Origin of the sequence: Nonomuraea rhizosphaerae, assembly GCF_019396405.1 — a bacterium.
In the GTDB taxonomy this organism is placed as follows: domain Bacteria; phylum Actinomycetota; class Actinomycetes; order Streptosporangiales; family Streptosporangiaceae; genus Nonomuraea; species Nonomuraea rhizosphaerae.
On record NZ_JAHKRL010000101.1, the window covers coordinates 1 to 13,696 of the forward strand.

General features: G+C 71.1%; 11 protein-coding genes. 3 read left to right on the top strand and 8 right to left on the bottom strand.

Translation table 11 applies throughout. The annotated features are described in order from the left end of the window. Positions 1–666: serine hydrolase domain-containing protein (locus KME77_RS04910; protein ID WP_219462381.1), on the bottom strand; the 666-nt coding region annotated here is incomplete at its 3' end. Between the two features lie 28 nt (positions 667–694). Between KME77_RS04910 and KME77_RS04915 the strand changes: the two genes are divergently transcribed. Further along, a complete protein-coding gene (locus KME77_RS04915) occupies positions 695–1,636 on the top strand; it encodes a cyclase family protein (RefSeq protein WP_219462382.1) in 942 nt (313 codons plus the stop codon). On the opposite strand, the gene KME77_RS04920 is transcribed toward KME77_RS04915, so the two are convergent. Further along, entirely contained in the window at positions 1,631–2,794 is a 1,164-nt protein-coding gene (locus KME77_RS04920) for a cytochrome P450 (protein ID WP_219462384.1), read from the bottom strand. The two genes, KME77_RS04915 and KME77_RS04920, sit on opposite strands and share 6 nt — an antisense overlap. Before the next feature lie 78 nt (positions 2,795–2,872). On the opposite strand from KME77_RS04920, the gene KME77_RS04925 reads away from it, so the two are divergent. Continuing rightward, on the top strand, positions 2,873–3,466 hold the full coding sequence (locus tag KME77_RS04925) for a TetR/AcrR family transcriptional regulator (protein WP_219462386.1): 594 nt from the start codon (positions 2,873–2,875) through the stop codon (positions 3,464–3,466). A 97-nt stretch (positions 3,467–3,563) separates the two neighbouring features. After that, positions 3,564–6,347, top strand: coding sequence for an ABC transporter substrate-binding protein (locus tag KME77_RS04930; RefSeq protein WP_219462389.1), 2,784 nt, complete (start codon positions 3,564–3,566; stop codon positions 6,345–6,347). Here the strand turns inward: KME77_RS04930 and KME77_RS04935 are convergent. The 6 genes from KME77_RS04935 to KME77_RS04960 all read right to left on the bottom strand — a co-directional run. Continuing rightward, positions 6,332–7,822 (bottom strand): AMP-binding protein, encoded by a 1,491-nt coding sequence (locus tag KME77_RS04935; protein WP_219462391.1) that lies wholly within the window; start codon positions 7,820–7,822, stop codon positions 6,332–6,334. The two genes, KME77_RS04930 and KME77_RS04935, sit on opposite strands and share 16 nt — an antisense overlap. Positions 7,823–7,832: 10 nt before the next feature. After that, complete coding sequence (locus KME77_RS04940; RefSeq protein WP_219462393.1) at positions 7,833–8,891, bottom strand: LLM class flavin-dependent oxidoreductase; 1,059 nt, start codon at positions 8,889–8,891, stop codon at positions 7,833–7,835. Between the two features lie 66 nt (positions 8,892–8,957). Continuing rightward, entirely contained in the window at positions 8,958–10,121 is a 1,164-nt protein-coding gene (locus KME77_RS04945; RefSeq protein ID WP_308250555.1) for a M20 family metallopeptidase, read from the bottom strand. A 115-nt stretch (positions 10,122–10,236) separates the two neighbouring features. Continuing rightward, the gene (locus tag KME77_RS04950) at positions 10,237–11,724 is read right to left on the bottom strand and encodes an ATP-binding protein (RefSeq protein WP_246609184.1); all 1,488 of its coding nucleotides are present in this window, start codon (positions 11,722–11,724) and stop codon (positions 10,237–10,239) included. After that, positions 11,721–13,370: an NAD(P)/FAD-dependent oxidoreductase gene (locus tag KME77_RS04955; protein WP_219462395.1), complete on the bottom strand. Its 1,650-nt coding sequence runs from the start codon at positions 13,368–13,370 to the stop codon at positions 11,721–11,723. The genes KME77_RS04950 and KME77_RS04955 overlap by 4 nt, the downstream gene beginning before the upstream one ends. Before the next feature lie 69 nt (positions 13,371–13,439). Then, the coding region (locus KME77_RS04960; RefSeq protein ID WP_219462396.1) for an SDR family oxidoreductase at positions 13,440–13,696 on the bottom strand (257 nt) is incomplete at its 5' end.

A 13,696-nucleotide genomic window follows, 5' to 3' on the forward strand; every position in this document is an offset into this window, starting at 1 on the left:
CCCCCCCCCGCCCCCCCCGCCGGGCGCCGTCCCGCCGGACGCGCGTCCGGTCGTCAGCCTGGCGGCCCTGGCGATCACGTCGCCGGGCGCGCCGACCCACAGGTCCAGGCCCAGCGGCCCGGCGATCTCCGCCGCCACCAGCTCGCCCACCGACTTGCCGGTCACCCTGCGCACGACCTCGCCCAGCAGGAACCCGTACGTCAGCGCGTGGTACCCGTGCGCCGACCCCGGCCGCCAGATCGGCTCCTGACCGGCCAGCCGCGCCGCGATGGCGGGCAGGTCCTCGAACTCCTCGACCGGCACCCGCTCGTCCAGCGCCGGCAGCCCGGCCTGGTGACTGAGCAGGTGCTCGACGGTGACGTGCCGCTTGCCGCGTACCCCGAACTCCGGCCACACCGAGGTCACCGGCGCGCCCACGTCCACCAGCCCCCGCTCGGCGAGCTGGAGCAGCACCGTCGCGGTGAGCGCCTTGGTGCACGAGTAGGCGAAGGCGGGCGTGTCCTGCTCCCACGGCCGTTCCGTGCGGCGGTCGGCCACGCCGCCCCACAGGTCCACGACGAGCTCGCCGTCGAGGTACACCGCGAACGCGGCCCCCAGCTCCGATCCTTCGGCGAAGTGCCGCTCGAACACCTCGCGCACCCGCGAGAACCGGGGATCGCAGTACATCGAATCCTCCACGGGAAGGAGCAAGCACTTGGGAGGCGAGCCTAACAACTGGGGCCGGTTCGGCCCAGAGGATCAACGCGGCACCCTGAACCTCCTCACCGGTGACGTGGTGCTGGCCGCGCTGGCCGCCGCGCGTACCGGCCAGGTCCTCAGCCTGTCCATGCCGATCAGGGGCGCCACGTCCTCGCCCGCGCCCGGCACGGTGCCGCACCTGAAGGGCCGCCCGCTGCCGCAGCACTTCATGTCGGTGGACGGCGGTGACTACGCCGCCGGCGCCAGGCCGATCGGGGCGGGGCTGCGGGTGGCCGACGACGCGCTGATCGTCACCCACCACGGCACGACCACCCACATGGACGCCCTGTGCCACATGTGGACCGGCGACGAGCTCTACAACGGCCACCCGGCCGCCCGGGTGCGCTCCTACGGCGCCACCCGGTGCGGCATCGAGCACGTGGGCGGGGTCGTCGCCAGGGGCGTCCTGTTCGACGTGCCCCGCCATCTGGGGCTCGGCCACCTGCCGGCCGGTTTCCGCGTCACGGCGGAGCTGCTGGCCGAGATCGCCGGGCCAGGGGAGGGGGGAGAGGCGCGGATCGCCGGGCTGCGGGCGGGTGACGTCGCGGTGATCCGTACCGGCTGGCCGGCCGTGTGGGAGCGCTCGCGGGAGGAGTACTGGTCGGGCCAGCCCGGCCTGTCGGCGGACGCGGGGCGCTGGCTGGCCGCTCACGACGTCTCGGTCGTGGCCGGTGACAACGCCGCCATCGGCGGCCTGAACGCCCGCCAGCTCGCCGACGAGACGCTCGACGACGACCTGCACCTCATCTTGCTGCACCGCCACGGCATCCACCTGGTCGAGATGCTGTGGCTGGAGGAGCTGGCCGCGACGGGGCGCACGGAGTTCGTCTTCGTCGCGGCCCCGCTGCGGATCGAGGGCGGCACGGGCAGCCCGATCAACCCCCTGGCCGTCCTATGACCACTCCACGGGCAGGCTCTTGACGCCGTAGACGACCATGTCCGTCTTCATCGGCACCTCGGCGGCCGGCACGGCCAGCCGCAGGTCCGGGAAGCGCTCGAACAGCCTGGCGTACCCGACGCGCATCTCGATCCTGGCGAGCTGCTGCCCCAGGCACTGGTGCACGCCGTGCCCGAACGCCAGGTGCCGGCGCGCCTCCGCCCGGTCCAGTCGCAGCTCGTCCGGGTCGGCGAACGTCCGCGGGTCCCTGTTGACCGCCGGCAGCGCCAGCGCGACCGTCTCGCCCTTCCTGACCAGCTCGCCGCCCAGCTCGACGTCCTCCAGCGCGACGCGGCTCGGCCCGCCCAGGTGCAGGATCGACAGCCAGCGCATCAGCTCCTCGACCGCGTTCTCCACGGTGTCCGCCTCACGCAGCAGCGCCCGCTGCTCCGGGTTCTCCAGCAGGGCGAACGCGCCGAGGGCGAGCATGTTCGCGGTGGTCTCGTGGCCGGCGACGAGCAGGAGCATCGCCACGTTCGCCAGCTCCACGTCACCGAGGTCGCCGGCCAGGCCGCTGATCAGGTCGTCGCCCGGCTCGGCGCGCTTGCGGCGGACCAGCTCGCCCAGGTAGCGGGCCAGCTGCGCCGTCCCGAGCGCGGTGTCGCCGTCGAGCCGCGCCACCTTCGCGCTGGCCTCCTGGAAGAAATCATGGTCCTCGTACGGCACGCCGAGCAGCTCGCAGATGACCAGGGACGGGATCGGCAGCGCGTACGCCGTCACCAGGTCGGTCGGCGGCCCCGCGGCGGCCATGGCGTCGAGGTGGTCGGCGGCGATCCGCTCGATGCGCGGCTCCAGCAGCCGCATCCTCCTGACCGTGAACTGGCCGGTGAGCAGGCGGCGATAGCGCGTGTGACCGGGCGGGTCGATCATCGCGAAGAAGCCGGGAGGCGCGGGCCGCCCCTGGCCGAACTGCGCCTCCTCCCGCACGGCGCTGTGCTTGAGCTCCTGGCGTGCGCTGAACCTCGGGTCGGCCAGCACCGCGCGCGCCGCCTCATGGCCGGTGGCCAGCCAGCCCTGGTGCCCGTCGGGGAAGTCGAGCCGCGACACGGGCGGCAGCTTCGCCAGCTCGGGAGGCGGGTCGAAGGGGCATCCGGGCGTTCTCTCCTGGGGAAGTCGCATATTTTGAGAGTAGACTCTCAAATGAGAGTTGTATAGCAAGTTGGACGATCATCCGTCGTTCCCCGGAGAATCGGAGCCATGAACGATCGACCCGCGCAGGGCCTGCGGGAGCGGAAGAAGGCCAGGACGAAGGCGCTGATCCAGAAGGAGGCGCTGCGGCTGTTCCGCGAGAAGGGGTACGCCGCGACCACGGTCGAGCAGATCGCCGAGGCGGCCGAGGTGGCGCCCAGCACCGTGTTCCGCTATTTCGCCACAAAAGAGGATCTGATCCTCGACGACCAGTTCCCCACCTTCATCCACGAGCTGCGGACCGCCCCCGCCGACCTCGGGCCGGTCGCCGCCATGCGGTTCGTCGTCCGCACGGTGATGGCCGTCCAGTCGCCGGAGGAGCTGGCCGAGGGGATCGAGCGCGAACGCCTCATGTTCACCGTGCCGGAGCTGTGGGCGGCCAACCTGGAGAACATCGTCGGCGCCGTGAGCGGGATCCGCGACGTCCTGGCCGCCCGCGCCGGCCGGCCGCCCTCGGACCCGGAGATCCGCAATGTCACCGGGGCGATCCTGGGCGTGATCATGGCGGTGTGGCTCGACTGGTCCGCCGACGCGGAGCTGGACGGGCCGGCCGTCCTGGACGAGGCCCTGGCCCATCTGGAGGCGGGCCTGCCTCTCCGGTAGAACCAATCGATAACGCTTCGCTATCGGTCAAGCACTCAGGGCGATACATGGAGCACTCTTGGGCCATCCGTGACAGGTGAACCCAGGAGGACCGGGCGTGCTCGATCTGCGAAGCGCCATCGAGAAACTGCTCCGCAGGCCGCCGTTCTGGCGCGCCGACCCTCCGCTTCCCGTCGTCCTCGTCACCGGCGAACACGCCGATGCCGTGGTCACGGCACTCGCCGAGCCCTTCAAGGACAGCGTCCCGTACGCGTGCCTGGACGACCAGCGCGGGACGATCATCGACCTGGTACGGACGCTGGCGGGCGAGCACGGCCGCCTGGGCAATCCGGTGGGCGGTTCCTTCCTCCCGGCCCCGCGCTTCCCTCTGGCCCAGTTCGTCATCTGGGCCAGGGAGCAGCGCGACGATCCGCCGAAGCCCCGCCCCGATCCGTGGCCGCCGCATCCGGACACCGGCTTCAAGGAGTTCAGGCTGCGGCTCAAGCGCCGCAGGCAGGAGCGGTACGGCGGCGCGCGCCGGACCAGGATCTCGCTCGACTTCGTGGCGCGGGCGGCGGCGACCTGGGTGCCGCTCGGCACGCTGGTCGTCCTGGTGCTCAACTTCGCGATCGACAGCGTGCTCCCGCCCTGGCTGTCCGATCTGCGGCCGGGCTGGCTGAGCGAGCACGCGACCGACGTGCTCGGTGTCGTCCCGTGGACGCTCGGCTTCCTGCTGGTGCTGGTCGGCACCGCGGCGCAGGGCGTGCTGTCGATCAGGGGCTCGATCTTCACCGGATGGTTCCGCAGGCAGCCGTACCTGAGGCGCAAGCGCTTCGAGCGACTGCCGCACTACGCGCTGCGCCTGGCCAACGCCTCCGACGACGAAATCGACCGCCTGCTGGTCCACGCGATGGTGCGAGACCTGGGCGAGGCGTACACGAAATGGATCTTCCCTTGGCCGAGCCTGGGCCGCGGCCTGTACGCCCTCCTGGTGCTCCGGGGCGCCGGCGAGGGCAGGGTCAACGCGAAGTTCCTGCGGCTCCTGGAGGAGAGCACCTACAGGACCGGGTTGCTGCCGCCGATGGTCGTGCTGGCGACGGTGCCGAAGGGAGGCGTGCCCCGGGACGAGAGCGACCCGGTGAAGTACGACAGGTTCGCGGAGTCGCTCAGGCTGTGGCGCAGATCCGCCCGGCGCCGCGGCCCGGACCTGCGGCTGCGCGTCCACGCCCCGTCCAGGCCGCCCGCGGCGCAGCCGTCGCGGCCGATGGCGCCCCGGCGCGGGCGCGCCCTCACGTACTGGGCGGTGGTCGCGCTGCTGGTGGCCGGGCCGGTGGCCGGGCTGCTGTTCGTCCAGGACTGGCTGCGGGAGCGATGCGGCGGCCTGCCGCACGCCCGGCTGGTCGGCAAGGAGTGCGTGGGCGTCGTCAACGCCGACCGGCCGACGCCGGCCGAGCTGTTCGACCAGCACATGCTGAACGGGGAGATGCGCGGGCTCATCGAGGGGATCGACAGGAACAACAAGTTCGCCGAGCGGTCGGGGCAGTACATCGACGTGGTCCTGTTCGGCGAGTACTCGATCAGGGAGGCCATGCCGGCCGACACCAGGGTCGTGGCGTCGAAGGCCGAGCTGACGGCGGCCGCGGCCTACCAGGCGACGGTCACGGGCACCCCGCGCCTGCGCATACTGATCGCGAACGGCGGCGACACCTTCAGCCAGGGCGCGAAGGCGGCCGAGCTGGTGCGTGCCCTGGCGCTCAAGGACGAGTCGCACGTGATGGGGGTGGTGGGGTTCCCGAGGAGCGTTCAAGGCGTGAGCGAGGCGATCGGCGTGCTGCACCCGGCCAAGATCCCGATGGTGTCGAACACCGCCAACGCCGACACGATCGGCTTCGTCGGCGCGCGCGGCCTGGGCAGGCCGTCCCCCTACTACTTCCACATGGCGGCGACCAACCACCGCGAGGCGGGACTGATGGCGCTGTTCGCCAAGGGGAAGGGGCTGGTCAAGAAGGACGACACGGCGGTCATCGTCAGGGACAGATCGACCCGTGACGGCTACACGAACAACCTGGCCGACGACCTCAAGAAGGCGCTGGAGGACCACGTCAAGATCAAAGGCGTCAAGGAGGTGCCGTACACCGAGAACGGAGGGCTGTCCGCCGCCGCGAGCGAAGCCTGCCAGGACGACAAGGACGACAAGGACGACAAGGGCGACAAGGGCGACAAGCGGGATGTCGTCTTCTACGCGGGGCGCTCGTCCGACTTCCTCGACTTCCTCATCTCGGTCGAGGGCAGGGACTGCCGCGACGCGACGGTGATCGCCGGCGACGACGTGGGCAAGGTGATGGCCGGCGACGGAGCCGAGAAAGTGGCCGACATGAGGCAGGTCAAGGTCTTCTACATGGCGCTGGCGCCGCGCGACATCTGGGAGGGCGAGGACGCGCTGCCGACCGGATTCGTGCAGAGCCTCCTGGACCCCTTCTCCGCGGGCTCGGAGCTGTCCGACGACAACCTCATCCTCACCTACGACGCGGTGGCCGTCGTGCACCGCGCGGTGAGTCTCGCTTACGGCGCCGCGAACGTGCCCCCGGACCAGCAGGGACAGGGCAAGGTGCTCAACTGGGGCGACATCCTGCTGGAGCTGAACAAGACGACGGACCACCACCAGGTGTGGGCGGGGTCGGGCGGGGTGGTCGACTTCCGGGCGAAGTGGCACACCCCTCGCGACAAGACGATCGCCGTCATGGAGGTGACGGACGAGGAACCGGACTACACCAAGCTCGTCCGTCATTGCGGCCGGCTGGACACCGCCAAGACCCTGCCGAAGGGTGTCTGCAAGGATCTGGGCGATGTCGCCGACCTGCCCGAACCGTCCCCATCACACCCCGGTCAGGCGCCCGGGTAGTTGCCGCCCCCGTGCGCCGCGTCCAGGGCGTCGTAGTCGGGGGTGAAGCCCTTCTTCGGGATCGTGTCCACGAACACGACCTCACGCGGCTTCTTGTACGAGGCCAGCCCGCTCCTGACGTGCTCGACGAGCTCGTCGGCCGTCGCGTCGCCCTTCAGCACCACCACGGCCTTGACCGCCTGGTGCCAGGTGGCGTCCGGGACGCCGATCACGGCGGCGTCGGCGACGGCGGGGTGGGTCTTGAGGGCGCGCTCGACCTCGGCCGGGTAGATGTTCTCGGCGCCGGACTTGATCATGCGCAGGCGGGGGCCGATGAAGGTGATCGTCCCGTCGCGTTCGCGGCGGCCGAGGTCGCCGGTGTGGTGCCAGCCGTAGGCGGACTTGGCGGCATTTAAGTCGGGCCGGGCGAAATATCCGGAAAAGAGGGTCTTGCCGCGGGCGCAGATCTCGCCCACCTCCCCACCCGGCACCTCCCTCCCGTCCGGCGCCAGGATGCGTACCTGGACCAGCGGCGACGGCCGCCCCGCGAACCCCGCCCCGCCCGGCGCCAGCCCGAGGAAGGTGAGCATCCCGCCCACCTCCGTCTGCCCGTACCCGCCCATCTTGGACCGGCACCACGGCGAGTCGTCCACGGTGATCATCGCGTCCCACTCCGCCGAGTGCGCCACGAACCTCAGGGACGACAGGTCGTACTTGCCGCCCGCGTTCGCCGCCGCCACGGCGTCGATCATCTGCCCGAACAGGAACGCCTGCGTGACCCGCTCGGCGTCGATCAGCCGGCACACCTCCTCGGCGTCGAAGGCGGGGGTGAAGACGTTCGTGCCGCCGATCTGGAACGTGGCCAGGCAGAACATCATCGTGCCCACGTGGAACAGCGGCCCGTTGTTGAGGAAGGTGAACCCCGGCTCCATCTGCCGCACCACCAGCAGTGACATGGCGTGCGCCAGGAGCGCCGCGTTGCTGAGCAGGGCCGCGCTCGGGCGCCCCTCGAAGGCGGCCGTGTAGAGCGCCAGGACCGGCTCGGTGTCGTCCACCTGCGGGAAGTCCCTGACGGAGCCGCCCGCCAGCAGCTCCTCGTAGTCGTCCCCGGCCCGCACCCAGTGCGACGCGCCGGAGCTTGAGGCGAGGGCGGCGGTCGTCTCGGAGTCCTCCCACACCACCACCTTCGGCGTCAGGTCCTCCAGCACGAACCGCAGCTCGTCCGCCGACTGCCGCCAGTTCGCCGGGCAGAAGACCGCGCCCAGCCGCGAGCAGGCCAGCAGCAGCTCCAGCACGGCGTGCGAGTTCTGCCCCAGCCACAGCACGCGTTCGCCGGCGCTGACACCCTTGGCGGTGAGCGCGTCGGCGAGGCGGCTGACCCGCACGTCGAGCGCGGGGTAGTCGAGCCGGGCCTCCCCGTCCACCACCGCGGTCACCTGGGGGCGGCTGCGCGCGTGCTCGTCGAGTACGTCCGACAGCGACAGGCTGCTGATCATCGTGGGCTCCTCAGTGGAACGCGGGCATGACCTCGGCGGCGAAGAACCGCATGACCTTCTTCATCTCCTCCAGCGGCATCGGCCGGGTGCTGCCGAAGTCGCAGAGCAGGTTGGCGAACCCGGCGTCGCGCAGCAGCGTGATCTGGTCGACCACCCGCTCGGGGTCGCCGATGACCTCCAGTTGCTCCCACCGGAAGTCGGCCGACACCGAGCCGCCCTTGAGGTAGCGGTCCTGGTAGTACTCGAAGCCCTGCGCCGCCTTGCCCGTCCTGGGGTCGATGGGCGCGCTGCGCTCGTTGAAGATGCGCGAGCGGTCGAAGGACGCCTCGAACCTGGCCTGGTCCTCGCGGGCCTGCTCGACGGTGGGGGCGACGTACACGCTGCGGGCCACGACCAGTTCGGCGGCGCCGGCCGGGTGGCCCGCCTGGGCGGCGGTCTCCTGCCAGGTCTCGGCGGCCTTGACGACCTTGCGGAACGGGGCGGCGGGGTCGGCCAGGATGGGCAGGCCGCGCTCGCCGTACATGGTGACGGTCTCGGGGGAGACGGCGGCCACGTGGATCGGCGGGTGCGGCGCCTGGAGGGGGCGCGGCGTCAGCGACACCTCGGCGCCGGTCCTGTAGAACTTGCCCTCGTGCTGGTAGACCTCCTGCGTCCACAGCCCGAGTATGACCTCCAGCGCCTCGTTGAAGCGGTCGCGCGCCTCGGCCAGGTCGATGCCGAAGCCCTCGAACTCGAAGCTCTGGTAGCCGCGCCCGATCCCGAGGTCCAGCCGCCCGCCGGAGAGCACGTCCACCTGTGCCGCCTCCTCGGCCACGTGGACGGGGTTGTGCAGGGGGAGCACGACGATGCCGGTGCCCAGGCGGATGCGCGAGGTCCTGGCGGCCACGTGGGCGAGCATGGTGAACAGGTTGGGCGCGACGCCGTAGTCGCGGAAGTGGTGCTCGGCCAGCCGTACCCCGTCGAACCCCAGTTCCTCGGCCAGCTCGATGAGCTCCAGGTGGTAGTCGTAGACGTCCTTGAAGCTCTGGCCGTCGAACCGGTGGAAGAGGTGGAAGGTCGAGAACTTCATGCGGCGGCCCCTCAGTGGTAAACCAAGCGCTCGCTTGGGACACTACCACGGGCCGCCGAGCGTTTCCTAGCCGAGCCTTTCGAGGCCGGAGCCGGGCCGTCCCAGCGCGGTGAGCAGCCCCATCGCCAGCGCCGTCCGCTCCGGGATGTGCTCGACCAGCACGTGCTCGTGCCGCGCGTGCGCCCCGTCGCCGACGGCGCCCATGCCGTCGAGCACCGGGCGGCCCAGCGCGGAGACGAAGTTGCCGTCGCTGGCCCCGCCGACCGTGGCCTGGCCGAGCCGCCAGCCGTGCTCGGCCGCGACCGCCAGCGCCAGTTCCCACAGACGCAGGGAGGGCGGGTTCTGGAGCATGGGCGGCCGGTTCCAGCCGCCGGTGACGCTCACCTTGACCCGCGGGTCGGAGGGGCGCAGCCCGGCGAGCACCTCGTCGATCCTGCCCACCTCGGCCGGCTCGGCCACCCGCACGTCGATGCCGCACTGGGCGTGGCCCGCCGCCACGTTGCGCCCGGTGCCGCCGCTGATCAGGCCGACGTTCACGGTGGTGCCGCGCAGCCGGTCACCGGCCGAGGCGAGCCGGGTGACCAGCTCGGCCAGCGCGTGGATGGCGCTCGCGCCCGCGTACGGGTCGAGCCCCGCGTGCCCCTCGACCCCGGTCGCCGTCACCTCGAACAGCCCCACGCCCTTGCGCGCCGTCTTGAGCAGCCCGTCCACCGACGCCTCGAACACCAGGCTGGCCATGACGTCCGCGCTGACCGCCTCGATGCGCCGCCGCGAGAACAGGCTGCCCATCTCCTCGTCGCCGTTGAGCAGGTACATCACGCCCGGATGCGGCAGGCCCAGCTCGCGCAGCCCGCGCAGCGCCCAGATCGCCTGCGTGAGCCCCGTCTTCATGTCGAACACGCCGGGCCCGCTGATCCTGCCGCCGGTGATCGTGAACGGCCAGTCGGCCAGCGTCCCGATCGGCCAGACCGTGTCGTAGTGGCAGAGCATGAGAACGGTCCCGGGGGCGGTGCCCGGGTAGGTCAGCTCCAGGACGTCGCCGAACCGTCCGCCGTCGTGCCTGACCTCCTGGTCGGGCTTGCCGAGCCGGTCGAGGACCAGCTCTCGGATCGTTCCAAGCCCCTCGTTGAGCTTGGCCTTGTCGTAGCTGTGGGTCTCGAGCTCGACCAGCGTCCTGATGTCGTCGAGCATGGCGGGCAGGGCCAGACGCGCCCAGGTGGTGATCGCCACACGGATCCTCTCTCCGAGCCTGCGAGCGTGCGAGGCCACGAGGAGAGAACGCCCGTGTTCGACCCCTTTCGTGGCTTATGTTGATCCATTACCCACGAAAGGGGGTCGATCTACCTCAAGCCGCAGGTGAGGGCACCACAGTGGGCTCACGAAGCGGCAGCCGCACCTCGAACCACGTCTCCCCCGGGACCGACCGCACCTTGAGCTCCCCGCCGTGCCGTCCGGCCACGATCCGGTAGGAGATGTCCAGTCCGAGCCCGGTGCCCTGGCCGACCGTCTTCGTGGTGAAGAACGGCTCGAAGATCCGGTCCTTGATCGCGTCGGGCACACCGGGGCCGGTGTCGCCGATCTCGATGATCGCCTCGTCCTCGTCGTGCAGGGTGCGGATCGTCAGCGTGCCCTCGCCGTTCATGGCGTCCAGGGCGTTGTGGATGAGGTTCGTCCACACCTGGTTGAGCTCGCCGGCGTACGCGGGGATCGGCGGCAGCGTCCGGTCGTAGTCGGTCACCACGGTGATGCCGGGCGGGATCTTGCCGCGGAAGATGGCGACCGTGCTGTCCAGCAGATCGTGCACGTCGCAGACCTGGAACGGCGCCCGGTCCATCTGGGAGTACTGCTTGGCCGAGGCGAGCAGCGAGGTGATCCGCTCGGTCGCCTCGGTCACCTCGCCCAGCATCTGCGAGATCTCGACGGCCTCGGCCAGCCAGTGCATCGCGGCGGCCGTGTGCTCCTCGCCCACCTTCCGGTGGATCTTCTCCAGGTGCTGACGCCCGAACCCGGCGTTGACCAGGGCGGGAGCCAGCTCCCACGCGTCCTCGACGCCCAGCTCGTCCAGGGCCTCGCCCAGGTCGTCCTCGGCGTCGGAGATCTGCAACGGCGTGCGCGCCGGCAGCTTGCCGATGGCCTCCGTACAGGCCTCCTGCATCTCGATCAGCGCGCGCAGCCGCTCCGGCGGGATGCCGTCCTCGGCGAGCTGGGCGAGCTGCATCCGCGAGGTCCTGATGAGCTTGCGCAGCTCGCTGACCGCGCGCACGGCCGCCGCGGCCGGGTTGTTCAGCTCGTGCGTGAGCCCGGCCGTGATCGTGCCGAGCGCGGTCAGCCGCTGCCGCCGGTCGATGATCTCCCGCTGCATCCGCCCGCCCGACATCACGCCGTCGAGCAGGTGCATCGCCATCGGGAACCACTCGGTCACGATGTGCGCGAACTTCCTGGCCGGCAGCATGAACATCCGCGTGGGCGCGGTGGCCTTCAGGCTGTGCACGTAGTAGTCGGGCGCGCGGTCGCCGAGGTAGGCGCTGGTGGCGCCGCCGTACACGCCGGGCTGGGAGGTGCGCGGCATGGCGACGGTCCCGGCGGTGACCGTCTCCTGGATCATCTGCATCTCGCCGTCCAGCAGCACGGCGAAGCAGTCGGCCGGCTCGCCCTGCCGCACGATCATCTCGTCCGTGGCGAACGAGCGCACCTGGCCGCTCATCGCCAGCTTGGTGAGCTGCCCGTCGTTGAGCCGCTCGAAGAGGAACAGCTTGCGCAGCTCGTCGATGTCGATCTGCATGCCGGGCTGTGTGCCTGCCTGGGCGCCTGTGGGTGTGTCGCTGGTGGTCATTGCTTCTCCAGATAACGGTGCACGAGCGCGACTGCCATCGCGCCTTCGCCGACGGCGGAGGCCACCCTCTTGATCGACTCGGCCCGCACGTCGCCCGCGGCCAGCACCCCGGGGACGTTCGTCTCCAGGTAGTACGGCTCGCGCCTCAGTGTCCAGTTGCGCGGGCGCTTGCCGCCCTGCACCAGGTCGGGACCGGTCAGCACGAACCCCTTCGCGTCGCGTTCGACCGTGTCGCCGAGCCAGGACGTGAACGGCTCCGCGCCGATGAACACGAACAGCCACTGCGACTCGACGGTCCGCTCCTCGCCCTTGGTCGAGAGCGTCAGGCGCTCCAGGTGCCCTTCGCCGGCGCCGCCGGTGACCTGGGTCTGGAAGTGCACCTCGATGTTCGGGATCGCGGCGATCTGCTCGATGAGGTAGTGCGACATGGACTTCTCCAAACCATCACCTCTCACCAACAAATGAACCGTGCTGGCAAATCCCGAGAGGTAGACGGCGGCCTGCCCGGCCGAGTTGGCCGCGCCCACGATGTAGACCTCGCTGTCCTTGCAGGACGGCGCCTCGGTCAGGGCCGCGCCGTAGAAGACGCCCCTGCCCACGAACTCGCCGAGGCCGGGCGCCTCCAGGCGGCGGTAGGTCACGCCGGTCGCCAGGATCACCGCGTGCGCCGCGATCTCGCCGCCCTCCTTGAACCCGACCACCCTGGCCTGCCCACGCGGCTCCAGATGCCCCACCTTGCGCGCGCTCAGCAGCTCGGCCCCGAACCTCAGCGCCTGCCTGCGCGCCCGGTCGGCGAGCTGCTGGCCGGAGACGCCGTCGGGGAAGCCCAGGTAGTTCTCGATCCTGGAGCTCTGGCCCGCCTGCCCGCCCGAGGCGTGCGCCTCGACCAGCACGGTGTTGAGCCCCTCCGACGCGCCGTAGACGGCCGCGCCCAGCCCGGCCGGGCCGCCGCCGATGACGATCAGGTCGTAGAAGTCCGTGGCCGGCGTGGTCGACAGGCCCACGGCCGTCGCCAGCGCCGCCTGGTCGGGCGACTGCATGCTGACGCCCTCGGCCGTGACCACCAGCGGCAGGCGGCACTCGTCGCCGACCGCCGCCACGAGCTGCGCGCCCTCCGGGTCCTCGGCCAGCATCCACTGGTACGGCACGTGGTTGCGGGCCAGGAAGTCACGCACCCTGTACGACGGCGCCGACCAGCGGTCGCCCACCACGCGCAGCTCCGCCACCTCCACCCGGTCGGTCCGCTGCCAGGCGTCGAGCTGGCCGTCGATCACCGGGTAGAACTTCTCCTCCGGCGGGTCCCACGGCTTGAGCAGGTAGTGGTCGAGGTCCACCACGTTGATCGCCTGGATGGCGGCGTCGGTGTCCGCGTACGCGGTCAGCAGCACCCGGCGCGCGTACGGGTACATGTCCATCGCGGCTTCCAGGAACTGCACGCCGTTCATCTGCGGCATCCGGTAGTCGGCCAGGATGGCCGCCACCTCGTCGCCGCGCAGCCGCATCTCCTTGACGGCCTCGATGCCCTGGTCGGCGGCCTCCGCCCGGACGATCCTGTACTGCTGGCCGTACCTTCGTCTCAGGTCGCGGGCGACCGCCCGCGAAACGCCCGGGTCGTCGTCCACCGTCACGATGACCGGCTTGTCCATGGCCCTGCCTTCCCCACGTCGTCTCTAAGGGAAGGATGCCATGCGCCGCCAACTCGGCAGGCGGCTCGCTCAGGCGATCACGTGGCTTTCGCCGCCGTCCACCAGCATCGAGACGCCGGTCACGAACGAGGCCCGCTCGCTGGCCAGGAACGCGACCACGTCGCCCACCTCCTCGGGCCGCCCGACGCGCCCCACCGGCACGCCGCCGGCCCGGGCCGCCAGGCCCTCGTCGCCGCCCGACACCTCACGCAGCCGCTCGGTGTCGATCGGGCCCGGCATCACGTTGTTGATCAGCACCCCGTCGCCGCTGACCTCGCGGGCCAGCG

Excerpts from the sequence above, each read along its gene's own strand:
- KME77_RS04920 (WP_219462384.1), bottom strand. The coding sequence starts at position 2,794 with ATGCGACTTCCCCAGGAGAGAACGCCCGGATGCCCCTTCGACCCGCCT.
- KME77_RS04925 (WP_219462386.1), top strand. The coding sequence starts at position 2,873 with ATGAACGATCGACCCGCGCAGGGCCTGCGGGAGCGGAAGAAGGCCAGG.
- KME77_RS04935 (WP_219462391.1), bottom strand. The coding sequence starts at position 7,822 with ATGATCAGCAGCCTGTCGCTGTCGGACGTACTCGACGAGCACGCGCGC.
- KME77_RS04940 (WP_219462393.1), bottom strand. The coding sequence starts at position 8,891 with ATGAAGTTCTCGACCTTCCACCTCTTCCACCGGTTCGACGGCCAGAGC.
- KME77_RS04950 (WP_246609184.1), bottom strand. The coding sequence starts at position 11,724 with ATGACCACCAGCGACACACCCACAGGCGCCCAGGCAGGCACACAGCCC.
- KME77_RS04955 (WP_219462395.1), bottom strand. The coding sequence starts at position 13,370 with ATGGACAAGCCGGTCATCGTGACGGTGGACGACGACCCGGGCGTTTCG.